Origin of the sequence: Ruminococcus sp. OM06-36AC, from assembly GCF_003438725.1 — a bacterium.
In the GTDB taxonomy this organism is placed as follows: domain Bacteria; phylum Bacillota; class Clostridia; order Oscillospirales; family Ruminococcaceae; genus Ruminococcus_C; species Ruminococcus_C callidus.
In genome coordinates this window covers 43,864-67,060 of the sequence record NZ_QSTT01000008.1, presented here as the reverse complement: position 1 = coordinate 67,060, position 23,197 = coordinate 43,864, and the positions used below count along the sequence as shown (strand labels likewise).

The following is a 23,197-nucleotide window of genomic DNA, read 5'->3' as shown; positions in this document are numbered from 1 at the left end:
CAGCACCTTTCCATTCCGCCGGTTCGGCAATCACACTTTGTGCGGCGTTTTTCTAAGAAAAGAAAAGTTTCAGAGCCCGTCCCTACAAAAATTTTCTGTGGTTTTTAAGACAGCTCGAACACTTTCATCGTTGTGCCTTCCACAGCCTTGTTGACCATTTCTGTAAAATCGAACTTGCCCTGTGCCTTTTCCACTTCCTCCAGGGACGGTCTGACCTTGGGGTGCTTCGGAGTGAACACGGTGCAGCAGTCTTCATAGGGCAGCGTGGAGGTTTCGAATGTGCCGATCATGCGGGCAGTTTCTACGATCTCGGTCTTGTCCGAACCGATCAGCGGGCGGAATACCGGAATCCTGCTGACTGCATCGGTGCAGGCAATTGCCTGCATGGTCTGGCTTGCCACCTGTCCCACGCTCTCGCCGGTAATCAAGGCAAGGCAGTTGTCCTTTGCCGCGATTTTCTGGGCGATCTCCATCATCAGCCGCCGCATGATGACAGTGAAATATTCCTCCGGACAATACTTCTTGATCGCCTTCTGAATCTCCGTAAACGGTACGCAGAAAAAGGCGATGTTTCCGCAGTACGGAGTCAGTTCCTGACAGAGCTGCTCCACCTTTTCCTGTGCACGGTCGGAGGTATACGGCGGGCTGACATAGTGAATGGCAGAAATGTGTACGCCGCGGCGTGCCATACGATAGCCGGCTACAGGGCTGTCGATACCGCCGGACAGCAGGAGCAGTGCCTTGCCGCTGCTGCCCACCGGCAGACCGCCGGCACCTTTGAGATTTGCACCGTGTACGAATGCGTGCGTGTCGCGGATCTCTACCATAACAGTCACGTCCGGATGACGTACATCAACAGACAGGTGCGGATACGCATCCAGCAGAATGCCGCCCAGTTCCGCACAGATCTCCGGCGATTTCAGCGGGAACGCCTTATCTGCCCGCTTCGCCTCTACTTTAAATGTCTTTGCTCCCAGCAGAACTTCTTCCAGATAAGGCACCGCCTTGGCGGAAATGTCCTCCATGGTCTTTTCGCAGACACAGGCACGGCACAGAGCCGCGATGCCGAACACACACTGCAAATGCTCCAGCACCTCGTCCAGATCGATGTCCTCCGACAGCGGTTCCATATAAATGGTGGACTGGGCACGGTTCAGCTTGAATGCACCAAACTTTTTCAGACGGCGACGCAGGTTCTTCATCAGAATGTCCTCGAAAGTACCGCGGTTCAGCCCTTTCAGTGCCATTTCTCCGTATTTTGCCAAAATCAATTCTTTTGCCATTGGTTTTCTCCTTCTATGGAAACACTGCATCAAGCCGCCTGGCGGGGCTTATCCGTGTTTTCCGGTATTTCAGGCAATACCGCACAAAAAGCGTCTGGCGACTTTGCACGCCATCTGCTTGCAAATTTCCCTTCAGAGCCTGTTTCGTATCTTCTCGCACGCATCTTGCGTGCATATTTTCCGAGATATTTCGGGAAAATACTCGAAAATCCACAAAGGATTTTCTCCGTTTTTCCCTTCATCTCCCAAAAAATCTGACGACGCAATCTGCATACGTCAGATACGAAACAGACTCTCATATTTCACAAAAATGCTCGTGAATACATCCAGTATTCACTCCGCTTTTTGTTTCATCTGACGAAAAATTTGACGACGCATCTGTCGCACAATCTTTGTGCGGTATTGCCTTCAGCATTTCTGCCGTATCAGTGCATCAGTTCTTTCTGTGCGTCCCCCAGTCCCTGTACCAGTGCCGCAATGTCCTCCTCTGTGTTCTCTGCACAGAAGCTGATTCGCAGGGCACTGTCCACCTCTGCGGGCTTTGCCCCGAATAATTCCAGTACGCCGCTGCTGGCTCCCTTGGAACATGCCGAGCCGCTGGAAACATAGACTTCCCGCTGCTCCAGATAGTGCAGCACGATCTCCGAGCGATAGCCCAGCAGAGAAATGTTCAGCACATAGGGAGATGCTCCCTCTATGTCCCGAATGATCACGCCGTCCATTTCCCGCAGCTGTGCGATCAGACTGCTGCGAAGCTGAGAAACCCGTTCCAGACGTTCTTCGATGTTCAGGGACAGCTTTTCCGTTGCCGCCCCGAACGAAGCAATCAACGGCACACTTTCTGTGCCCGGACGCAGCCCCCGTTCCTGTTCGCTGCCGCACAGGATCGGTTTCACCCGCACGCCATGCCGGATATACAGAGCACCGACACCTTTTAAAGCATGTACCTTGTGCCCGCTGACTGAAACCAGATCGGCACAGAGTGTTCTCGGCTTAAACGGAATTTTCAGGAATCCCTGTACAGCATCACAGTGTGTGATGATCTCCGGATCATTTCGCTTCACCATGCGGAATACGTTTTCCACCGGCAGCCGGCAGCCGTTTTCGTTGTTCACCAGCATCATGCTCACCAGACAGACGCTGCTGTCTATTTCCCGCAGAAAGTCTTCTGTATGATACTCTCCGTCCGCAGCCGGCGGCACGGTAACGACCGTAAAGCCCAGCGTTTCCAGATAGGAAAGGGTCGCTTTCACAGAAGCATGCTCCACGGCACTGGCAACGATTTTCTTTCGCTTTCTGCCGTATGCTGCCACCGCCCCGCGGATCGCCAGATTGGAACTTTCTGTCGCACCGGAAGTGAAAACGATTTCCTGTGCCTTGCAGCCCAGAGCACCGGCGATCTGATTGCGGGCGTATTCCACTTCGTGCTGTGCCTCCAGTCCCTTGCGGTGCAGCGAGGACGGATTGCCGTAATGTGCAGAGATGCAGCTCATCACTGCCGCAGCAGCTTCTGCACACGGCTTGGTCGTTGCAGCGTTATCCAAATAATGTTCCATTGTGATTCCCCCTACAAATGATTCCAGAATTCGATTCGGAATAATGCTTTTCTATTATATCACAGTTTATCATTTTGTGCAAGTATTTGTGCAGGTAGAAGAAAAGCCCTGAAATTGCGTGACTTTTCGGCACTCTCAAAGAAATCAGAAAAAAATCGAAAAAATTTGAAAAAAAGGCTTGACAAATCGAAAGTGTTGTGCTATAATAATTCTTGTCGCTGAAAACACGACATGCGAAATGCGGATATGGCGGAATTGGCAGACGCGCTAGCTTCAGGTGCTAGTCCTCGCAAGGGGGTGGAGGTTCAAGTCCTCTTATCCGCACCATGTTTTCATTGATGCAAAAGTTCATATGGTCGAGAAAGCGTATCTATGCGGATATGGCGGAATTGGCAGACGCGCTAGCTTCAGGTGCTAGTCCTCGCAAGGGGGTGGAGGTTCAAGTCCTCTTATCCGCACCAAAAGCTTTCTCTGAAATTTTGAATTGCATCCCCGACTCTTTCCCATTTCGGGTGTTTCCATCGGGTAATCAAACGGAAACAACTGCCGCGGATATGGCGGAATTGGCAGACGCGCTAGCTTCAGGTGCTAGTCCTCGCAAGGGGGTGGAGGTTCAAGTCCTCTTATCCGCACCAAGGATATGGAAAAGCTGATCATGTGAAAGCATGGTCAGCTTTTTTTGTTAGAACCTGTCTTCACAAGAAATATGCGAAGACAGGTTCTTATACCTATAAAGGAGAGATTCTCATGGAAAAGGTCCGCAGAGATACCAATTTTATTGTGCTGGGGCTGGTGCTGTATACCCTGCTGCGGTACGTCATTTTCGCACTGGAACCACTGGCACGTGTTTGCTTTGTCCGGCTGGTTTGTTCTGACAGTGCCGAAAGGACAGTCCTCTTACAGCATCTGGAGGAAAACGCTGCCAACAGCGGTGTTTCCAGTATTGTGGCAGTGCTTGCCGGCGTGTTGTTTCTGGGCTGGTATTTCCGACGGGATACGCCGCCGCAGGTGGTGTTTCAAAAAAAGCAGCCGCTTCCGTGGAAAAGGCTGCCACTGCTGATCTGTATTTTCATGGGTGCCCAGCTGATCTACTCGCTGTTCGGGAACGTGCTGGAATTTCTGCTCCGGCTGTGCGGCTACACCGCTATGGGACAGCTGAATGCCGCATCGGCTCAGAGCACCACAGTTTCCATGTTTTTGTATACCGCTGTTTTCGCCCCTGTGGGAGAAGAACTCATTTACCGCGGGCTGGTCATGCGGCAGTTTCAGAAGTACGGGAACGTGTTTGCCATTGTGGTTTCCGCAGCGTTGTTCGGCGTGATGCATGCCAACTTGTTTCAGATGATATTTGCATTTCTCACCGGACTGGTGCTGGGATACATGGCGGCAAAGTTCTCTCTCCGCTGGTCGATTGTGCTGCATCTGGTCAATAATCTGGTGTTCGGTGAACTGCTGGGCTGGCTGATGGGGTATCTCTCCCCTGCCGCACAGGACTATCTCTATCGGGGAATCAACATTTTCTTTTTCGCTTTCGCCGCGTTCTGGCTGCTGCATCATCGGGAACAGCTGAGGCATTACCTGCAAAAGAATCGCTGTGCGAAAAAGTGCTATGCTGCGGCTTTTACTGCTGTTGCTATGGTGACGTTTTTTGTGGGGAATTTTGGGGTGGCGATTTCGGGGATTCAAAAGTGGTGAGGTACTGTTGCCCTTACATTTTAATTTCTCGTGCAATCTTCGGGTGATACTTGAATCTTACAGTACAGGAAAAATGCGAACTCTTTTCTTTTTTGCTTCTTTTTTCTTTTCAGTAAAGAAAAAAAGAAGCGTAACTCCTTGTGAAATCGGTTGATTGCTGTAGAGGGTGAACCCCTCCACCGCCTAACGGCGGTCCCCCTCCCCTTTCAGGGGAGGCTATATATAAACTTGCAAACACCGTGCAAAATAAAGTTACCCACCTACACCAGAAAACGCCTGAATATCAACGTCACAAATACAGGCAAGGGCAACAATCGGCGTTGGCAAGCCACAGGCGGACAGCGAGTGCAACGAGCGAATTCCGCCGGACGGTTTTGACACGGTTGCACTAGAAGCTACGCTTCCGCAAAAATTTCCAGTTCCACCCGAATCGATTCCCCTCAATAATGAAACGCACTATCCCCCGCGAACTCCCGCACCAGTGAATCCGCCGGCACCTGTTCCAGCCGCAGCGGTTCTACGTCGTCCCACATCTGCCGCAATTCCCGCAGAAGGGGGTGCTGCATTTCTGCTTCCAGTTCCCCGTCCAGCAAGGTCTTATAAATGCCCAGCTCATAAGGCAAAAACGTATCTACCGAAAACAATGCCCGCTTCTTATACAGGGCGATATACTTGTGCTCCCCCGCCTGCACGTGTTCAAACATGGACAGAGTTTCTGCCACGCTGCGATGCCGGAAGTTCCGATCCCGCAGCATTCGCCGCATCAGCCGCAGACGCGACGGGTGCAGCACAGTTTCCCCGTTGGTCACACGCGTCCGCACACTGACGTAAATCCGCACGGTCATTTCCTCCGGAATGGTGATTACTTCCGGATTCAGGGCGTGGATTCCCTCCAGCAGCAACAGTTCGTTGGGCTTTCGCGTCAGCTGCCAGTCCTGATCGATCCGTGTGGTTGTGGGGAATTCATACCGCGGCAGCCATGTGGGTTCACAGGCAATGATTTTTTGCAGCTGCTGATTCAGATAGGGAATGTCCACCCGTGCCGGCGATTCCAGATCCAGCTTGCCCTTGGCGGACAGTTCCCGCTGCTGCGGTGTCATGGTGGAAAAGAAATTGTCCATGGAAATCGTATGCGTTTCCACACCCCAGCGATCCAGAAACCGTTCCAGCAAAAATGCCGTCGTGGTCTTTCCCGAACCGGAGGGCCCCGCCAGCAGGATCACCGGACGCTCTGCCGCAGTCTGCCGGATCGATTCTGCCACCTTTTGCAGTTCGCCCAGAAATGCCTGATCTGCCTGCTGCAAGGCGTTCTCGGAGGCTGTCATTTCCTGATTGATGTCTGTGAGTTCTCGATATTTCATGGTCGTTTCCACCTTTCTGCAATCATAACTGCACTTGCACATATCCAGATGTGCTATTGGTATTATAGCATATTTCCACAATTTTTGTCAATCAAAGAAGATAGGTGTTGTGCATTTTCCTAATGCATTGCCGCATAATCAACTCCTAAAGTATCAAATAAAAAACTCACCCAGCAAAAATACGGAGTGAGTATAAAACGATCTTATTGTTCTGTAAGTTAGATACAGCTTGAGCATAAAAAGTAAAAATGAATTTTTCAAATTCCATGTTGTTTCAGATTATCATGATGCAACGCCTCGCAGTGCTTCATAAAAAGACCTTTCCTCTATCACATCGTTATATCCATCTTTATTATTCTCCGTTTTGTTCCAAAGTGTATAATACAATTGATCTGAAGAATTTGGAAAAAGACAAACTTCTGCAATCATATCTTCATTGTGATTTTCGATGACGTCTCCTCCGAACCCCGGTATTTGTTCAAAATCAAAAGAAAGCTGTTTACTAATGCGATAAAACCTTAAGTTTATATAGTAGTTTTCTGTTTCTGAATAACTGATTGAGGTATTGATGATATTATTATCATAAATAAAATCCTGTACTTTTTGATGCAGCAGATCCAAATCCGTATACTCACTTTTTATGATATAATTCGTCCGAACTGTCGTGACATTGTTTTGCGTAAACACTTGTGAAGTATTCGGTATCTCATATATTTCTGGCATATGCTGAAATTCTCTTTCTCTCATCAAGCCATTCGCCAAACGATAGATGACAAGTGATAGAACGATACAGAATATAGGTATGAGAAATCGTAGTTTTCTTTTGCTTTTCATAAATAACCTTTCTGTCAATCTATACTTCCTTAAGACCTCTTCAGAAATCTATTTTTCTCTGATTATGTTGCACTTGACTTGACAATCTATCATCATTATATCACATTTTCTCCCGTTTGGCAATTGTGCAGTACAGTCCTAAAATTTGTTGCAAAACTTTCCTGTTCCTTTTTACCGCCTCATTTCGAAAAGAAAGCAATCCGCCCGAAACGAAAAAGAAAATCAGTGGACAACACAGCGGTTTTGTGGTATAATGGTAGCATCACAATGAAAAAGGAGCGATCACAATGCGTAGCGATCTGATCTATATTCCGGACAGCGAACTGGATGCCCTGATCCAGCAGGATACCCCGTATCTGGATCTGACCACACTGGGGCTGGACATCGGGGACGAGCCGGGCTCGTTGTCTTTCTACACCCGCGAACCCTGCGTGCTCTGCTGCACCGAGGAGGTTTCCCGCATTCTTTCCAAGCTGGGACTTTCCACCGCCTATTCCCTCCCCACCGGCACACAGATCGGAGCCGGCGAGTTGTTCTTCACCGCAGAAGGCAGCGTCTGTGACCTGCACCGTGCGTGGAAGATCTGTCAGTCCCTGCTTTCCCACTGTTCCGGCGTTGCCACCAAAGCCAGAAACATGCTCAATCGGGTACAGGAAATTTCCCCTGCCATTTCCCTGACTGCGGCACGGGCACATTTCCCCGGTACAAAAGCACTGGTCACCAAGGCAGTGGTTGCCGGCGGCGTGATTCCGCACCGCATGGGCTTGTCGGAAACTGTCCTGATCTACGAAACCCATATCGCCTGCATGGGCGGTCTGGACGTTTTTCTGGAACGGTATCCCCAGCAGAAAAGCCACTTCTGTGAAAAGAAAGTCTTTGTGGAAACTACTTCCGCAGAAACGGCTCTCCGCTGTTTGTCTGTCGGCGTAGATGCCATTCAGTTTTTCCAGATGCAGCCGGACGCACTGGCAGCGGCAGTGGAACAGGTAAAGGCAGTATATCCTCACTGCACCATAGTTGCCGCCGGAAACCTCACAGAAGAAAACGTTACCGAATATGCTGCCACCGGCGTGGACGGACTGGTCAGCTCCGCATTCTATCGGGCAGAACCGATTCAGATGCAGGCACAATTTCACACCAATTAACAAGGAGAATTTTTTATGTTGAAAACAATCGGAATCATCGGGGCTATGCCGTCGGAACTGGCAGACATTCGCAACGGTCTGCCGGATTCGGAAATTCAGAAAAAAGCCGGCTTTGACTACTACATCAATCAGGTAGGCGACACCCGCATTGTCCATGTTTGCAGCGGCATCGCAAAGGTCAACGCTGCCCTCTGCACGCAGGCACTGATCGACACATTCCAGCCGGCAGCAGTTATCAATGCCGGTATCGCCGGCGGCATGAACAACCAGATCCACGTCTGCGACGTAGTCGTTTCCAGCGAGGTTCTTCCCCATGATCTGGATCTGCACTTCCTGAAAGACTACCCGCCCTACTGTGGCATCTATCCGTCTGACAAGTCTCTGATCGATCTGGCGGTAAAGACCTGCACAGAGTTCGGCGTGAAGTCTTTTGTAGGACGTATCGTTTCCGGCGAAGCCTTTGTCACAGACAGTGCTGTCAAGGCTGAAATCCAGCAGCGGCTGGAACCCTATGCGGTGGATATGGAAAGTGCAGCTGTGGGACAGTGTGCATACCGGAATCAGGTGCCGTTCGTCAGCGTCCGCTGCATCTCGGACAACGCCGACGATGAAGGAGCAATGTCTTTCGACCAGTTCGAAAAAATTGCCGCCAAGCGTGTGGCAGACATTGTGCTCCGCATGATCGAAACCATTTGAGGAAACCGGTCATGACATTACAACAGCTGCAATACGTCATTGCCATTGTGGAACACGGCTCCATCAGCGAAACTGCCAAGCAGCTTTACGTGGCACAGCCGACGCTTTCCAGTGCTGTCCGCACGCTGGAAGAAGAATTCGGCATTCTCATTTTCCACCGTTCCGCCAGAGGAATCGCTCTCACGGAGGACGGCAGAGAGTTTCTCTCCTACGCCCGACAGGTGGTAGAACAGGCAGACCTGCTCCACCAGCACTACGGTGCCACCCGACAGACACGGCAGCGGTGCTCCATTTCCACCCAGCACTATGCCTTTGCTGTCGATGCCTTTGTACAGCTGATCCAGCGGCTCTCGCCGGAGTCCTATGAGTTCACGCTGCGGGAAACCCGCACCCATGAGATCATGGAAGATGTCCGCAATTTCGACAGCGAGATCGGGATCCTCTACCTCAGCAGCTTCAACGAAAAGGTGCTTCGTGCCATGCTGGAGGAATATCATCTGGAATTCCACTCGCTGGCAATGGCAGAACCTCACGTCTTTCTGCGGGCGGCTCACCCGCTGGCAAAACGCAGTTCCGTCACCACGGCAGATCTGGAGCCATATCCGTTCCTGTGCTTTGAACAGGGTGTCCACAACTCCTTTTACTTTGCAGAGGAACTGCTCAGCACAGTGCCGCACAAAAAGAGCATTCGCGTCAGCGACCGTGCGACACTGTTCAACCTGCTCCGCGGAGTCAACGGCTACACCATTTGCAGCGGTATGGTCAGTGCCGACCTGAACGGCGGCGACATTGTTTCCGTGCCGCTGGATACGGCGGAACGCATGGAGATCGGCTGGATCTCCAACCCCAAGACACAGACCAGCCGTGCCGCAAAACTGTACATTCAGGAATTGCAGCATGTGCTGGCGGAATATCAGAAGAAGTAGGGCAATACCGCACAAAGAGCGTCTGGCGACTTTGTGCGGTATTGCCGTATAAATCAGAGCGTGTTCTCCAAATACGAGAACACGCTCTGATTTTTTCGCCAAACTGACCGGAAACGCACCTTCTCCCGATTGCCCGCCCTGCCGCCGCAGATTCAAGCACATTGTCCTAAAATGGTGCAAGAGATTCTGACAGATATTTTTTCCACATATCGTTATAATAGATACACAAGGCAATACCACACAAAGATTGTGCGACAGATGCGTTGTCAAATTTTTCGTCAGATGAAACAAAAAGCGGAGTGAATACTTGATGTATTCACGAGCATTTTTGTGAAATATGACGGGAAATTTGCAAGCAGATGGCGTGCAAAGTCGCTAGACGCTCTTTGTGCGGTATTGCCACAAAGCATTTTCAAGGCAGCATCACCGTGCCGCCGCAAAGAAAGGACGTTTCCACCATGCACAATCCCAGCCGTTCCCAGCTTCTCCGCCGTCCCCGCGTTCCCCGCATGCTCTATGAGAGCTGCGGCGGATTTCTCTCCGGTCTGCTCCTCGCCGGAACTTTTGTGGGCAACATGACTTCTCCGCTGCCCATTGCCATTGCCGCCAACCTCGGCTCTGCGGGTGCCGTTTCCGTGCTTGCCGGCAGCCTGATCTCCTACCTCATCTCCAACACCATGCTGGACAATCTGCCCCTGCTGTTTGCATTGGTGGTGGTCGTCTGCCTGCGGGTGATGAAACGCCCTGCCAAAACTTCCGCCGGCATCGCATGCAGCACCGGACTGTGTGTCTTTTTCTCCGGCATTGTCGTTTCCCTGCTGTTCCACGCCAGCGGTGCGGAGGTGATCGGCTACACCATGACTGCTGCCCTCACCGGCTGTGCCTCCTACTTTATGCATGCCGTCTTTGCCAGCGTCCGTTCTACCGGAAAGATCCCGCTGCGTTCCACAGACGGCTGTGCCGCGGCAGTGGTTCTGATTCTGACGGTGGCAGCATTCAGCTGCTATGGAATTCCCTCCATGAACGCCGGCGGCATCATCAGCGTCGCAGTTACGCTGATCGGGGCAAAGAAATTCCGCTGTACCGGCGGTGTGATCTGCGGTGCACTCTCTGCCTGCGGTGCGATCCTCGGCTCGCCGGAAGCCGGCATGCCCCTGCTGATCCTGCCGGTGGGCGGTCTGCTGGTAGGGTATCTGGCAGAAAAAAACCGTTTCCTGATCGCCGGCGTATTCTTCCTGTTCTCGCTTATGGCACTGATTACATTCGGCACCAGCCTGCTCCAGATCTCCGCTGTCATCAACCTGTTTCTGGGCAGTGCTGCCTTTCTGTTTCTGGACAGCAGCTGGCTGGACAAGTGGCTGGTCACCGACCTGCCCGACCGTTCCGACAACACGCTGCCCCTGTCCTCCCGTCTGCAATACATGGCAGATGCCATTCGCAGTGTGCGGGAAGATACCGATGCCATTGCAGCCATTCTGCCGCAGGAAGAACCCACCGGAGATGCCACCCGTGAAGTCTGCGAAACCGTCTGCGGCAGCTGCCGCCACAAGCTGCGGTGCTGGGAATCGGCATACGAGGAAACCCTCACCGGCTTCCGGAAAATGGAATCCCACCTCGGAGCAGACCTGCCGCCGATTCCGGAGGAACTGGCACATTGCAGCCGGAAGGAACGACTGCGGGCACTGTTTTCCCGCCACGCCGCCAACCGCCGGAAGGCACGGTTTCTGGCGGCACGGACAGCAGAAAGCCGCACGGTACTTCTGGAACAGCTGGCAGCCGCAGAAGACCTGCTGCATGCGACCAGTGACCATCTGCATATCCGCTACAGCAGCGAACTGAGCGACACTGTCCGCCGGAAGCTGCTGCACTACGGCTACCCCTGTGACTCCGCCGCCGTATACCACACCCAATCCGACCGGCTGATGATCGAAATGTGCTGTCAGGGACGGGAGCTGGACGGCTGCCTGCCTACGATCAAACACATTCTGTCGGAATCGCTGAATCTGACACTGGAAGAACTGGATCCGATCTTCTCCGGTGACACGGTTCGCTATCGGCTCTGCCAGCGACCGAAGTACCGGCTGGAACATTTCACTTCCGCCCTCCACGCCAGTCAGGAAACGATCTCCGGCGACACGGCACTGCTGTTCACCGACAACGCCGGCAATCCCTATCTGGTGTTGTCCGACGGCATGGGCACCGGCAAAAATGCTGCGATCGAATCCCGCATGACAACAGAACTGTTCCGCAAGTTTATCAGCGGCGGCATTTGCGGGACGGCGGCAATCCGCATGATGAACGGACTGCTTCTCACCAAGTCCCCGCAGGAAACCTTTGCCACCCTCGATGTTGCCCGCTTTGATCTCGATGCCGGCGAAATGACCATGATGAAATCCGGTGCCGCCGCCACCCTGATCCGCCACGGCGGAAAGGTTTCCCGCATCAGTGCCACCACATTCCCGCTGGGACTGGAGCCGGAGGGCGAAGCCTCTGTGCGGCACGTGATGCTCTACCCCGATGACATCATTCTGATGCTGTCCGACGGAGTCAGCGAGGAAACGTATCCCCTCATTCGGCAGCTTCTGGAGAGCAGCAGCGATCTGGAGCAAATCGTAATGGAAATTTGTGACAAGGCAGAAATTTTTGCCGGCGGAAATCGACGGGACGACGTGACAGTTTGTGCCGCAAGGCTGCTACAGTCGTAACAAATGTGATATATAGTGTCTATTCTCAGTTTATCTGTTTGTGCAACATGCCGAAAATGCAAGTTTAATTCTGGTTGTTTCTATGAAATTTACTAGTTACCACAAAAATAACTTGCAATACATTCCTATATATGTTAAAATATGAATAGAAAACAAAAGGAGGGTATGCTATGCAATCCGCACAGAAAACCACTGCAAATGATTTTCCACTGTATTTATTCCATCAGGGAAAAAATTTTGAAGCACATAAATTCTTTGGTGCACACCCGTTCCGACGAGGCAGAGGACAGTTCTATCGTTTCCGCGTCTGGGCACCTCACGCCAAGAGTGTATCTGTCATCGGTTCATTCAACCAATGGGACCGCACCTGTCACCCGATGTACAAGATCTCTGACACGGTATGGGAGGCAGAGCTGCCCCGACTGAAACAATTTGACAGTTATAAGTACAGCATCGAAACTGAAGACGGTCAGATTCTGGACAAAGCCGACCCCTATGCTGCTCACTATGAGCGACGGCCGGGAACGGCTTCCAAGCTGTTCGAAAGCAGCTATGTCTGGGAGGATCGCGACTGGCAGCTGGAAAAGAAAAAACACGTCCCCTACAAAAGCCCCATGAACATCTACGAGGTGAACATTTCTTCGTGGAAGCACAAGCCGGAGGAAAAGTTCCCCAGCTATATCGGCTTCGCAGAGGAGATCATTCCCTATCTGAAAAAGATGTCCTACACCCACATTGAATTTATGCCGCTGACGGAATACCCGTTCGACGGCTCGTGGGGGTATCAGGTCACCGGCTATTTCGCACCGACCTCCCGACACGGCACACCGGACGACTTCCGGAAAATGATAGACATGTTTCATCAGGCAGGCATCGGTGTCATTCTGGACTGGGTGCCGGCACACTTCCCGAAGGATCCTATGGGGCTCTGCGAGTTCGACGGTACATACTGCTATGAATATGCCGACCCCCTGAAAATGGAACACAAGGGCTGGGGCACCAGAGTATTTGACTACGGAAAAGGCGAAGTCTGCTCGTTCCTGATCTCCAGTGCCTGCTGCTGGCTGGAAGATTTTCATCTGGACGGTCTGCGGGTAGATGCGGTAGCATCGATGCTCTATCTGGACTACGACCGACCGGACGGCGAATGGCGGCCCAACGTCTACGGCGGACACGAAAATCTGGAAGCGGTAGACTTTTTGCGGCACCTGAACGAAGCCGCCTTTGCACGGAATCCGGACATTCTGATGATCGCAGAAGAATCCACGGCATGGCCGATGGTGACGAAGCCCACGGATATGGGCGGTCTGGGATTCAACTTCAAGTGGAATATGGGCTGGATGAACGATATGCTCAGCTATATCTCATTAGACCCGATCTATCGGGCGTTCAACCACGACAAGCTGACATTCTCGTTCTTCTACTGTTTCTCGGAAAACTACATTCTCCCGATCTCCCATGACGAGATCGTCTATGGAAAATGCTCCATGCTCCAGAAAATGAGCGGGCAGAACGAGGAAGAAAAATTTGCCTCTTACCGTGCGTTCCTAGGCTACATGATGGCTCACCCCGGCAAGAAGCTGCTCTTTATGGGACAGGAATTCGCTCAGAAAAACGAGTGGAATTATGAAACTCAACTGGATTGGGAGCTGCTGGAACAGCCGGCTCACAAACAAATGGAACAGTTCTCACAGGATCTAAACAAGTTCTATCTGGAACACCCTGCACTGTGGCAGGACGACGACTCGTGGCAGGGATTCAGCTGGATCTCCCACGACGACTACCAGCAAAGCGTCATTGCATTCCGCCGCATCGACGACGACGGAAAAGAGATCATTGCGATCTGCAACTTCTGTCCGGTACAGCGGAACGATTACAAAATCGGCGTTCCCAAAGAGGGCAGGTATCAAACTGTATTCAACACGGATGCGGCAGTCTACGGCGGCAGCGGCATCACCGAAAAGAAATTCGAAACCCTGCCGATTTCCATGCACGGCTTTGAGCAGTGCATTTCTATGACACTGGCTCCCCTGTCTGTACTGTATCTGGAATATGCACCAGTGAAAAAACGGGCACCGCGAAAAACCACTGCGGCGAAAAGTACCACAACGAAAAAAGCAGCCGTAAAACCGAAAAAAACCGTGATCCGCACAGAAAGTGCAGCAAAACCGACGGCATCGGTTTCCGCCCGTAAAAAGAAAGCCACAAAGTCAGAAAGTGTGTAATCCCTTATTGCCCTAAAGTATATTTGTGTATTCAAAAGTTTAGCTTGACCCATTCCATACGGAATTTTGAATTTATATTAGGAGGAATATCATGAAGATCAAGAAAAAGTGCGTCGCCATGCTGCTTGCTGGCGGACAGGGCAGCCGGCTGTATGCCCTGACTCAAAAAGTTGCAAAACCGGCAATCCCCTACGGCGGTAAGAATCGCTTCATCGACTTCCCGCTTTCCAACTGCATCAACTCCGGCATCGATACAGTCGGCGTTCTGACACAGTACCAGCCCATGGTGCTGAACGAATACATCGGAAACGGTCAGCCGTGGGATTTAGACAAAATGCACGGCGGTGTTCATGTCCTGCCGCCGTATCAGACCGCCGCAGGGGCATCTTGGTATGAGGGCACTGCAAATGCTATCTATCAGAACATGGCATTTATTGAACGCTATGATCCGGAATATGTGATCGTTCTGGGCGGCGACCATATCTATAAAATGGATTACTCCAAAATGCTGGACTACCACATCGCCAATAATGCAGACAGCACCATTGCTGTTATCGACGTTCCCCGTTCGGAAGCTTCCCGCTTCGGCATCATGACCTGCGACGAGGAAGGCCGTATCGTAGACTTCACCGAAAAGCCGAAGGAACCGAAATCCACACTGGCTTCTATGGGTATCTATGTTTTCTCCTGGGAGAAGCTGCGGAAGTATCTGATCGAAAATGAAAACGCCAACACCGGTTCCAAGGACTTCGGTAAGGATATTATTCCGGCAATGCTGGCAAATGACGAACGCCTGTTCGCCTATGAATTCGAGGGTTACTGGAAAGATGTCGGCACACTGGACAGCTTGTGGGAAGCCAACATGGATCTGCTCAGCCCCAGCGTACCGCTGAACCTGTACGATCCGAACTGGAAAGTATATTCCCGCCACAACAACATGCCGCCGCAGTACATCGGTAAAAATGCACACGTGGAAAACTCCATGATCACAGAGGGCAGCGTGGTGGACGGCACCGTGGACTTCTCTATCATCTCCTCCGGTGTCACCATTGAAGAAGGTGCTTCTGTCAAGTATAGTATCGTTATGCCCGGCACTACCATCAAGAAAAATGCTGTTGTAGAATATGCGATCATCGGTGAAAACTGCGTGGTTGAATCTGACGCCATGATCGGTATGAATCCGGAATCCGTCCCGAACCGTGACGATTGGGGCATCGCCGTTCTCGGTCATAATATCACGATCTCTTCCGGCAAGCGTGTTCTTCCGAAAGAAATTATTTCCGAAAATCTGTAAAGGCGGTGGCGTAAAATGAGTATCAATCAGAATGTTTTAGGGTTAATTTTTGCAAGTATCAATGACTCCGCAGTGATCGATCTGACCAAGCTGCGGACAATGGGTTCGATCCCTTACGGCGGACGTTACCGCATGGTAGACTTTCCGCTTTCCAATATGGTAAACTCCGGCATCTCCGAAGTCGGCGTTATCACCAAGTCCAACTACGGCTCCCTGCTGGATCATCTGGGTTCCGGCCGTGAATGGGATCTGGCTCGGAAAAAGGGCGGTCTGCACCTGCTGCCGCCGTTCAGTCAGGTCGGCGGCGGTACCTATCAGGGTCGTCTGGAAGCACTGAGCAATATCTGGAGTTTCGTAGAACACACCAAGGCACAGTATGTCATTCTGGCAAACAGCGATCTGGTAACCACGATCGACTTCACTGATGCACTGGCACAGCACCAGAGCAGCGGTGCAGATATTACCGTGATCTATGCCAAGGGGCTGTACAATCGCGACAAGAGCACAAACGGCTGCATTCTGCAAATCGACGAAGAAAACACCATTAAGGAAGTTCTGACCAATCCGATGCTGTCCGGCGAGTGCAACATCTCTCTGGATATGTTCATCATGACCACGGACTTCTTAAAGCAGGTGGTTCTGGAAGCGATCAGCAAGAACCAGAAAAGCCTGATCCGTGACCTGCTTCAGGCACGGAAGGACGATTTCGTTTTCAAGGCATATGAACACAAGGGACGCTTCTTCAAGATCGACAGTCTGGAAGCTTACTATAAGGCAAATCTGGCTCTGCTGGATACTGACACCCGCAACAACGTCTTTAACAGCGAAGCTCCGATCTACACCAAGGTCGGCGACAATGCACCGGTAAAATACGGTCTGGAATCCAACGTCAAGAATTCTCTGGTGGCAGACGGCTGCATGATCGAGGGCACAGTGGAAAACTGCGTTCTGTTCCGTGGTGTCAAGATCGCCAAGGGTGCTGTTGTACGCAACTGCGTTCTGATGCAGGGTACAGAGATCGGCGAGGGCTGCAACATTGATGCCATTGTTGCAGACAAAAACGTGACCATTTCTGAAAACCGCGTACTGACCGGTTCTCCGGAATACCCGCTGTATCTGGGCAAAAAGGCAACGATCTAAAAGCTTTTCTTAGGCAATACCGCACAAAGAGCGTCTGGCGACTTTGCACGCCATCTGCTTGCAAATTTCCCGTCATATGTCACAAAAATGCTCGTGAATACATCAAGTATTCACTCCGCTTTTTGTTTCATCTGACGAAAAATTCGACGACGCATCTGTCGCACAATCTTTGTGCGGTATTGCCTTTAATAAGAGCCTTTTTATCAATGGAGTGAAAACAAAAATTTCTGCCGTATGCGTCCGGCGTACACAGGCTGTTTGTCTGTGAAACGGTGCATACGGCAGTTTTTTGAGAAACGCTGAATGAAAGCTTGTACGTAAGATGCGTAGTCAGATTTTTTGGCAGATTGCGTGCAAAGCCGTCAGGCGGGCTTTGTGCAGTGTTTCCTTTGCAGCACAGCCTGTGTGCTGCCGCCTTGGAGGAGAGTATACCATGAAAATTTTATTTGCAGCCAGTGAAGCCCTGCCCTTTGCCGCTTCCGGCGGGCTTGCCGATGTTGCCGGTTCTCTGCCGGCTGCCCTGAGCAAACATGACGACATCGACTGTCGGGTTGTGATGCCGCTGTACCGCAGTGTCGCTCCCAACGTCCGCAACAAGATGACATATCTCAAGGACATCACCGTTGAGGTCGGCTGGCGGAAACAGTACTGCGGCATCTATACCATTCAGGTGGGCAAGGTCACCTACTATCTGCTGGACAACCCCTATTACTTCATGCGGGACGGCATGTACGGCTTCTATGATGACTGCGAACGCTTTGTCTTTTTCAGCCGTGCCGTGCTGGAGATCCTGCCGGCTCTGGACTGGAAGCCGGACATCATTCACTGCAACGACTGGCAGACCGCAATGGTTCCGGTGTTCTACCGTGTGCTCTACCAATATCATCAGGAATTCGAAAATATCCGTATCATTTACACCATTCACAACATTCAGTATCAGGGCGTTTACGGCAAGGAAGTCATCACAGAGTTAATGGGACTTCCCACCTATCACACCAGCCTGCTGGAATTTGACGGCATGGTGAATCTGATGAAAGGTGCCATTGAAACAGCAGACCGTATCACTACCGTCAGCCCCACCTACGCCAAAGAATTGCTGGACCCGTGGTATTCCTACGGCATGGATCGTGCACTGGTGCGGCGGCAGGACGGCATTGTCGGCATTCTCAACGGCATTGATGTTATCGGCTACGATCCGGAAACAGATCCGAACCTGAAAAAGAATTATTCTGTTACCAAAATGGCTGGCAAAAAAGAATGCCGTGCAGCCCTGCTGAAAGAGTGCGGGCTGACTGATTCTGATGCTCCGGTCATCGGCATTGTGACTCGTTTTGTAGCACACAAGGGCATTCAGCTGGTACAGCAGACATTTCAGGAAATGTTACAGCTGGGCTGCCGGTTTGTAGTGCTGGGCAGCGGCGAACGGCTGTACGAGGACTTCTTCCGCGAAATGCAGGCAGAATATCCGGAACAGGTACATGTGACTGTTGGCTTTGTGCCGGCAATGGCACGACGGATCTACGGCGGTGCAGATATGTTCCTCATGCCCTCCCAGAACGAACCTTGCGGTCTGGCACAGATGGTTGCCATGCGGTATGGTACGATTCCGGTAGTACGGGAAACCGGCGGTCTGAAAGACTCTGTTTTTGATGCCGGCGGCAAGGACGGCAACGGCTTCACCTTCAAGACCTACGATGCATTCGATATGCTGGACGCAGTAAAGCGTGCCTGTGTTCTGTTCACAGACAAGCGGAAGTGGAACGCTCTGGTACGCCACGCCATGAAGTGTGACTACAGCTGGAACGTTTCGGCGGAGAAGTATGTGGAACTGTACCGGTCGTTGCTGGGGTGAGAAGTGCACTGGAAAAAAGCACATTGAAATATAAAACCAAATTCCAAATATCCCCGGAGGTGGTATTATGAACAGAAAGGCATTTATACTGGCACTTGCAGCATTCCTGCTGGTTTCTCTGGCAGCGTGCAGCAGCAACGAAACGAATTCGTCCAAAATCACAAACGAAACAGCCAGTGCCGTAGAAACATCTGTTTCTGAAAATGTGCATTCCGACATCACGCACATCTGCCAGGATTTTTTGCAGAACAACGAAACTGATGAAACTCTGGCGAGCATCATCGACATGGACACACCGGATGTTCAGGAGATGAAAGAGCCGCCGTCAGAAAACATCTACGCCGCATTGGCAGAGGAACCGGGAACCGGTCCTTATTATGCAGTCACCTTTTCCACAACGGAAGATAGTCTGCTCGGTCCAATCATTCTCTATGTAAACCAAGAAAAAGAAGTTTTTGGTATTGGGTATCGGGAGTAATTGTTCGATGGATTGGGTGATCATTTCGTACACAAGGAGGCATTTCCCATGGACGAGATCTGGGAAAAACTCTACGCCGCCGCCAAAGCGGTACAGCAGGAACGGCAAATTTCCGACTATGTGCTTGCCGGCGGCGTTGCTGCTGCGGTATTATCCAAATCCGGCAGAATCTATACCGGCGTGTGCATCGACACCTGCTCCACGCTGGGCATCTGTGCAGAGCGAAACGCCATTTTCAACATGATTACCAACGGTGAACAGGAAATCGACAAGGTGCTCTGCATTTTACCAGACGGTTCCGGCGGTGCACCCTGCGGGGCGTGTCGGGAACTTATGGTACAGCTGATGCCCAACGGCAAATACAAGGACATCGAAATTATGCTGGACTATGCCGCCGGACGCACCGTCAAACTGGGCGACATCACGCCGGAATGGTGGATTGACTAAGAGCGTAGCGTATAGAAACACAAAACGGGACAAGGTTTCTTTTTGGAAGCCCTGTCCCGTTTGTCATTTTCAGCAGAAAGTGTTTAGGCAATACCGCACAAAGATTGTGCGACAGATGCGTTGTCAAATTTTTCGTCAGATGAAACAAAAAGCGGAGTGAATACTTGATGTATTCACGAGCATTTTTGTGAAATATGAGAGTCTGTTTCGTATCTGACGTATGCAGATTGCGTCGTCAGATTTTTTGAGAGATGAAGGGAAAAACGGAGAAAATCCTTTGTGGATTTTCGAGTATTTTCCCGAAATATCTCGGAAAATATGCACGCAAGATGCGTGCGGGAAGATACGAAACAGACTCTGAAGGGAAATTTGCAAGCAGATGGTGTGCAAAGTCGCCAGACGCTCTTTGTGCGGTATTGCCTTTACTGTTCCTCTGCTACTTTTTTCAGTGCCCTTGCCAGCTGATCCGGACATGAGGTCGGACGGCTGCCGCACTTGATGTTTTCCAGCCGCTTTACGACTTCGTCTATCGGCATGCCCTCTACCAAAGCGGCAATGCCCTGTGTATTGCCGCTGCAGCCGCCAATGAACTGCACCTTGTTGACAACACCGTCTTCTGCATCGATCAGGATCGCACGGGAACAGACACCGTGTGGAGTATAAGAATACTGCATATGTTTTCACGCTCCGTTTTTTTGAAATTCGCCGCAGCGAAGAACAACGACTTGTTCCAGCTCTATTATAACACACCGCGGCGAAAATTGCAAGATAAGATCACAATGCCGTATACGGAATTTCCCCTGCTTCACTGGCAGAGCAGAAACAGATTTTTTCTCGCAGTGCCTCTGCCAGTTTTTGCATCCGCTGTGCCGGCGTTCCGGCGGGAATGTGGAAACTGTCCAGAATTTGTGGAAAAGTGTTCTCCGGCGTAAAGTCCCAGTTCTCCGGTGTGCGGTCGTCCGCGGTAAACAAAGGCAGATAGCTGCCCTTGCAGGGAATCCCGATGTCATAGTTGTACAGGCTCCGGATCTTCCCCTGTGCCATTCCCAGCAAATGCCCGTATTTCAGACAGCCGACGGAAACCGTCCGGTCAGACTGCACACAAAAGCCTGTGCCGGTGTCCCCGTTCATGCCGCTGTTGATGTCCACACTCAGCACTGCCGCAGCAGACTGGTTGATCTGTTCCACCACCTGCCGCAGATTCGGGCGAAGTTCCCCGCGGAACCCTGTTCCCAGCAGGCAGTCCACGATCTGGTCTGTGCCGGAAAAGTCCGCTTCTGCGGTGATGGGAATGCCACGTTCCAGACACTTGGTGAAAAAGTAGCTACCGTCCGGAGAACACTTTTCGCTGGTGCGGACGATGCGGCAGGGAATCCCGTGCCGGTGCAGCAGCAGAGCCAGTACATACCCGTCACCGGCATTGTTGCCGCTGCCGGTGACAATATCGATTCTGCCGTGCCAGTCAAAGCTGCGGAATATCCCCAGCCCTGCACGGTACATCAAGATTTTGCTGTCTGTTCCTCCGGCAATTTCGGCGGCATCGCTGTCACGCATGACGGCAACGGAGATGAGTTTTTCCATGGTGAGCCCTCCTGTTTCAAAAAAGGCAATGCCATTTCCCAAACAGCACTGCCTTTCTTTTTACTACGGCAACACCGCACAAAGATTGTGCGACAGATGCGTCGTCAAATTTTTCGTCAGATGAAACAAAAAGCGGAGTGAATACTTGATGTATTCACGAGCATTTTTGTGAAATATGACGGGAAATTTGCAAGCAGATGGCGTACAAAGTCGCCAGACGCTCTTTGTGCAGTATTGCCCTATATCAAAGTTTACTGCAAGCCTGCCAGTGTTGCAAACTGTGCTTTCAATGCCGGATAGATCTCCCGATACAGCTGGTAGTAGGATTCATATACCGGAACATTTTCTGCCTGCGGGTTCTGTGTCTTGTCGGTCTTGACAATGGCATCGCATGCTTCCGGCACACTGCCATAAATGCCGGCACCCACAGAAGCCAGAATTGCCACGCCCAAAGACGGCCCTTCCTTGGAAGCCACAGTCTTGACCGGACAATTGTACAGGTCAGCCAGCATGCTCCGCCACAGCGGAGAAGTACCGCCGCCGCCGCATGCCATCATATCGTCTACAGAAATGCCCATTTCGCGGAACACTTCCACGCAGTCCCGCAGAGAATACGTTACGCCCTCCAGCACAGCACGGAGCATATCCCGCTTGGTGTGCATTGCGGACAGTCCAAAGAAAACCCCGCGGGCGTTGGGATCCAGATGCGGTGTCCGTTCGCCCATGAGGTACGGCAGATACAACAGACGGTTTGCCCCTACCGGCACCTGCTCGGCTTCCTTGTCCATGAGGTAATATTCGTCCACGCCCATGAGAGAAGCGGTCTGCTTTTCTGCGGCACAGAAGTTGTCACGGAACCACTTCAGCGACAGACCGGCACCCTGTGTCACACCCATAACATGCCAGCTGTTGGGAACGGCTGCACAGCAGGTGTGTACTCTGCCCTTTGTGTCCATTGCCATAGAAGAAGTATGGGCAAATACCACGCCGGAGGTACCGATCGTGGTAAACGCCTTGCCGTCCCTGACAACGCCGGTACCTACCGCAGCGGCAGCGTTATCGCCTGCACCGCCGACTACAACCGTGCCCTCGCACAGTCCCAGTGTGTCTGCCATTTCGCGGGTCAGCGTTCCGGTCACTTCGCAGGACTCGTGCACCTTGCCCAGCAGATCCTTGTCGATCTGAAGCAGGTGCAGCAGTTCGTCCGACCAGCAGCGGTTGGCGATGTCCAGCAGTTGCATGCCGGAAGCATCGGAAACTTCGGTAGCATACTCACCGGTGAGGATCAGACGCAGATAGTCCTTCGGCAGAAGAATGTGCCGGCACTTTTCATATACGTCCGGTTCGTTGTTCCGTACCCACAGGATCTTTGCGGCAGTCCAGCCGGTCAGTGCCGGATTGGCAGTGATCTCCATCAGCTTTTCCCGACCGACCACACGGTTCATTTCCTCGACCTCTGCGGCGGTACGCTGGTCGCACCAGATGATCGACTTCCGCAGAACCTGATTTTCCTTGTCCAGCATGACCAGACCATGCATCTGTCCGGAAATGCCAATGCCCTTGATCTCCTCTTTTGCCACACCGCTTTTGGTGACAACGGTCTGAATGGTTCGGATCATTGCAGCTTTCCAGTCTGCCGGATCCTGTTCTGCGTAGCCGTTTTTCGGCTGATACATGGGATATTCTACCGTTGCACTCGCCATAACGGTGCCGTCTTCCCGAAACAGTACAGTTTTGGTACCGCTGGTACCGCAGTCCACGCCAATTACATAAGCCATAGTTGTAATTCCTTTCCATAGGGCAATACCGCACAAAGAGCGTCTGGCGACTTTGCACGCCATCTGCTTGCAAATTTCCCTTCAGAGCCTGTTTCGTATCTTCTCGCACGCATCTTGCGTGCATATTTTCCGAGATATTTCGGGAAAATACTCGAAAATCCACAAAGGATTTTCTCCGTTTTTCCCTTCATCTCTCAAAAA

18 protein-coding genes and 3 tRNA genes are annotated in these 23,197 nt (G+C 51.6%); 14 read left to right on the top strand and 7 right to left on the bottom strand.

Features of this window, described 5'->3' with window-relative positions; genetic code table 11:
* Nucleotides 1–104: 104 nt before the first annotated feature.
* Together thiI and DXB92_RS07585 are read right to left on the bottom strand one after the other, a co-directional pair.
* On the bottom strand, nucleotides 105–1,283 hold the full coding sequence (thiI, locus tag DXB92_RS07590; RefSeq protein ID WP_117733402.1) for a tRNA uracil 4-sulfurtransferase ThiI: 1,179 nt from the start codon (nucleotides 1,281–1,283) through the stop codon (nucleotides 105–107).
* Between the two features lie 425 nt (nucleotides 1,284–1,708).
* Nucleotides 1,709–2,839, bottom strand: a complete 1,131-nt coding sequence (locus tag DXB92_RS07585) for a cysteine desulfurase family protein (RefSeq protein ID WP_117733401.1) — start codon at nucleotides 2,837–2,839, stop codon at nucleotides 1,709–1,711.
* Nucleotides 2,840–3,079: 240 nt separating this feature from the next.
* On the opposite strand from DXB92_RS07585, the gene DXB92_RS07580 reads away from it, so the two are divergent.
* The 4 genes from DXB92_RS07580 to DXB92_RS07565 all read left to right on the top strand — a co-directional run bounded on the left by DXB92_RS07580 (nucleotide 3,080) and on the right by DXB92_RS07565 (nucleotide 4,534).
* Nucleotides 3,080–3,166 (top strand) — tRNA-Leu (locus tag DXB92_RS07580).
* A 47-nt stretch (nucleotides 3,167–3,213) separates the two neighbouring features.
* Nucleotides 3,214–3,300: transfer RNA gene (locus DXB92_RS07575), tRNA-Leu, on the top strand.
* Between the two features lie 87 nt (nucleotides 3,301–3,387).
* Nucleotides 3,388–3,474 (top strand) — tRNA-Leu (locus DXB92_RS07570).
* 112 nt (nucleotides 3,475–3,586) lie between these two features.
* Nucleotides 3,587–4,534, top strand: coding sequence for a CPBP family intramembrane glutamic endopeptidase (locus DXB92_RS07565; RefSeq protein ID WP_117733400.1), 948 nt, complete (start codon nucleotides 3,587–3,589; stop codon nucleotides 4,532–4,534).
* A gap of 440 nt (nucleotides 4,535–4,974) precedes the next feature.
* Here DXB92_RS07565 and DXB92_RS07560 read toward each other — a convergent pair whose 3' ends face one another.
* Together DXB92_RS07560 and DXB92_RS07555 are read right to left on the bottom strand one after the other, a co-directional pair.
* A complete protein-coding gene (locus DXB92_RS07560; RefSeq protein WP_181976968.1) occupies nucleotides 4,975–5,895 on the bottom strand; it encodes a nucleoside kinase in 921 nt (306 codons plus the stop codon).
* A 282-nt stretch (nucleotides 5,896–6,177) separates the two neighbouring features.
* The gene (locus DXB92_RS07555) at nucleotides 6,178–6,729 is read right to left on the bottom strand and encodes a hypothetical protein (protein WP_117733398.1); all 552 of its coding nucleotides are present in this window, start codon (nucleotides 6,727–6,729) and stop codon (nucleotides 6,178–6,180) included.
* Between the two features lie 287 nt (nucleotides 6,730–7,016).
* Between DXB92_RS07555 and modD the strand changes: the two genes are divergently transcribed.
* From modD to DXB92_RS07505, 10 genes are all read left to right on the top strand, one after another.
* Nucleotides 7,017–7,874, top strand: a complete 858-nt coding sequence (modD, locus tag DXB92_RS07550; RefSeq protein ID WP_117733397.1) for a ModD protein — start codon at nucleotides 7,017–7,019, stop codon at nucleotides 7,872–7,874.
* Nucleotides 7,875–7,889: 15 nt separating this feature from the next.
* Nucleotides 7,890–8,570 carry a 5'-methylthioadenosine/adenosylhomocysteine nucleosidase gene (locus tag DXB92_RS07545; protein ID WP_242986623.1) on the top strand — a complete coding sequence of 227 codons (681 nt, stop codon included), beginning with the start codon at nucleotides 7,890–7,892 and terminating at the stop codon, nucleotides 8,568–8,570.
* Nucleotides 8,571–8,581: 11 nt separating this feature from the next.
* Nucleotides 8,582–9,496: a LysR family transcriptional regulator gene (locus DXB92_RS07540; protein ID WP_021682530.1), complete on the top strand. Its 915-nt coding sequence runs from the start codon at nucleotides 8,582–8,584 to the stop codon at nucleotides 9,494–9,496.
* A gap of 359 nt (nucleotides 9,497–9,855) precedes the next feature.
* A complete protein-coding gene (locus DXB92_RS07535; RefSeq protein ID WP_117733396.1) occupies nucleotides 9,856–12,201 on the top strand; it encodes a SpoIIE family protein phosphatase in 2,346 nt (781 codons plus the stop codon).
* Between the two features lie 170 nt (nucleotides 12,202–12,371).
* Nucleotides 12,372–14,426 carry a 1,4-alpha-glucan branching protein GlgB gene (gene glgB / locus DXB92_RS07530; protein WP_117733395.1) on the top strand — a complete coding sequence of 685 codons (2,055 nt, stop codon included), beginning with the start codon at nucleotides 12,372–12,374 and terminating at the stop codon, nucleotides 14,424–14,426.
* 91 nt (nucleotides 14,427–14,517) lie between these two features.
* Entirely contained in the window at nucleotides 14,518–15,720 is a 1,203-nt protein-coding gene (locus DXB92_RS07525; RefSeq protein ID WP_021682525.1) for a glucose-1-phosphate adenylyltransferase, read from the top strand.
* 15 nt (nucleotides 15,721–15,735) lie between these two features.
* Nucleotides 15,736–16,860, top strand: a complete 1,125-nt coding sequence (gene glgD, locus DXB92_RS07520) for a glucose-1-phosphate adenylyltransferase subunit GlgD (RefSeq protein ID WP_021682524.1) — start codon at nucleotides 15,736–15,738, stop codon at nucleotides 16,858–16,860.
* 433 nt (nucleotides 16,861–17,293) lie between these two features.
* Nucleotides 17,294–18,712 carry a glycogen synthase GlgA gene (gene glgA, locus DXB92_RS07515; RefSeq protein WP_117733393.1) on the top strand — a complete coding sequence of 473 codons (1,419 nt, stop codon included), beginning with the start codon at nucleotides 17,294–17,296 and terminating at the stop codon, nucleotides 18,710–18,712.
* Nucleotides 18,713–18,779: 67 nt separating this feature from the next.
* A complete protein-coding gene (locus DXB92_RS07510; protein WP_117733392.1) occupies nucleotides 18,780–19,190 on the top strand; it encodes a hypothetical protein in 411 nt (136 codons plus the stop codon).
* 48 nt (nucleotides 19,191–19,238) lie between these two features.
* Nucleotides 19,239–19,637, top strand: coding sequence for a cytidine deaminase (locus DXB92_RS07505; RefSeq protein WP_117733391.1), 399 nt, complete (start codon nucleotides 19,239–19,241; stop codon nucleotides 19,635–19,637).
* 422 nt (nucleotides 19,638–20,059) lie between these two features.
* Here the strand turns inward: DXB92_RS07505 and DXB92_RS07500 are convergent, their stop codons facing one another.
* From DXB92_RS07500 to xylB, 3 genes are all read right to left on the bottom strand, one after another.
* Nucleotides 20,060–20,311, bottom strand: a complete 252-nt coding sequence (locus tag DXB92_RS07500; RefSeq protein ID WP_117733390.1) for a TIGR03905 family TSCPD domain-containing protein — start codon at nucleotides 20,309–20,311, stop codon at nucleotides 20,060–20,062.
* 100 nt (nucleotides 20,312–20,411) lie between these two features.
* The gene (locus DXB92_RS07495; RefSeq protein ID WP_117733389.1) at nucleotides 20,412–21,218 is read right to left on the bottom strand and encodes an NAD(P)H-hydrate epimerase; all 807 of its coding nucleotides are present in this window, start codon (nucleotides 21,216–21,218) and stop codon (nucleotides 20,412–20,414) included.
* A 251-nt stretch (nucleotides 21,219–21,469) separates the two neighbouring features.
* The gene (xylB, locus tag DXB92_RS07490) at nucleotides 21,470–22,996 is read right to left on the bottom strand and encodes a xylulokinase (RefSeq protein ID WP_021681617.1); all 1,527 of its coding nucleotides are present in this window, start codon (nucleotides 22,994–22,996) and stop codon (nucleotides 21,470–21,472) included.
* Between the last annotated feature and the right edge of the window lie 201 nt (nucleotides 22,997–23,197).

What these genes read in the sequence shown, in the direction of transcription:
- thiI (WP_117733402.1), bottom strand. Translation starts at nt 1,283, where the DNA reads ATGGCAAAAGAATTGATTTTGGCAAAATACGGAGAAATGGCACTGAAA.
- DXB92_RS07540 (WP_021682530.1), top strand. Translation starts at nt 8,582, where the DNA reads ATGACATTACAACAGCTGCAATACGTCATTGCCATTGTGGAACACGGC.
- DXB92_RS07585 (WP_117733401.1), bottom strand. Translation starts at nt 2,839, where the DNA reads ATGGAACATTATTTGGATAACGCTGCAACGACCAAGCCGTGTGCAGAA.
- glgA (WP_117733393.1), top strand. Translation starts at nt 17,294, where the DNA reads ATGAAAATTTTATTTGCAGCCAGTGAAGCCCTGCCCTTTGCCGCTTCC.
- DXB92_RS07510 (WP_117733392.1), top strand. Translation starts at nt 18,780, where the DNA reads ATGAACAGAAAGGCATTTATACTGGCACTTGCAGCATTCCTGCTGGTT.
- DXB92_RS07565 (WP_117733400.1), top strand. Translation starts at nt 3,587, where the DNA reads ATGGAAAAGGTCCGCAGAGATACCAATTTTATTGTGCTGGGGCTGGTG.
- DXB92_RS07495 (WP_117733389.1), bottom strand. Translation starts at nt 21,218, where the DNA reads ATGGAAAAACTCATCTCCGTTGCCGTCATGCGTGACAGCGATGCCGCC.
- DXB92_RS07505 (WP_117733391.1), top strand. Translation starts at nt 19,239, where the DNA reads ATGGACGAGATCTGGGAAAAACTCTACGCCGCCGCCAAAGCGGTACAG.
- glgD (WP_021682524.1), top strand. Translation starts at nt 15,736, where the DNA reads ATGAGTATCAATCAGAATGTTTTAGGGTTAATTTTTGCAAGTATCAAT.
- glgB (WP_117733395.1), top strand. Translation starts at nt 12,372, where the DNA reads ATGCAATCCGCACAGAAAACCACTGCAAATGATTTTCCACTGTATTTA.
- DXB92_RS07545 (WP_242986623.1), top strand. Translation starts at nt 7,890, where the DNA reads ATGTTGAAAACAATCGGAATCATCGGGGCTATGCCGTCGGAACTGGCA.
- DXB92_RS07555 (WP_117733398.1), bottom strand. Translation starts at nt 6,729, where the DNA reads ATGAAAAGCAAAAGAAAACTACGATTTCTCATACCTATATTCTGTATC.
- DXB92_RS07535 (WP_117733396.1), top strand. Translation starts at nt 9,856, where the DNA reads ATGGCGTGCAAAGTCGCTAGACGCTCTTTGTGCGGTATTGCCACAAAG.
- DXB92_RS07525 (WP_021682525.1), top strand. Translation starts at nt 14,518, where the DNA reads ATGAAGATCAAGAAAAAGTGCGTCGCCATGCTGCTTGCTGGCGGACAG.
- DXB92_RS07560 (WP_181976968.1), bottom strand. Translation starts at nt 5,895, where the DNA reads ATGAAATATCGAGAACTCACAGACATCAATCAGGAAATGACAGCCTCC.
- xylB (WP_021681617.1), bottom strand. Translation starts at nt 22,996, where the DNA reads ATGGCTTATGTAATTGGCGTGGACTGCGGTACCAGCGGTACCAAAACT.
- modD (WP_117733397.1), top strand. Translation starts at nt 7,017, where the DNA reads ATGCGTAGCGATCTGATCTATATTCCGGACAGCGAACTGGATGCCCTG.
- DXB92_RS07500 (WP_117733390.1), bottom strand. Translation starts at nt 20,311, where the DNA reads ATGCAGTATTCTTATACTCCACACGGTGTCTGTTCCCGTGCGATCCTG.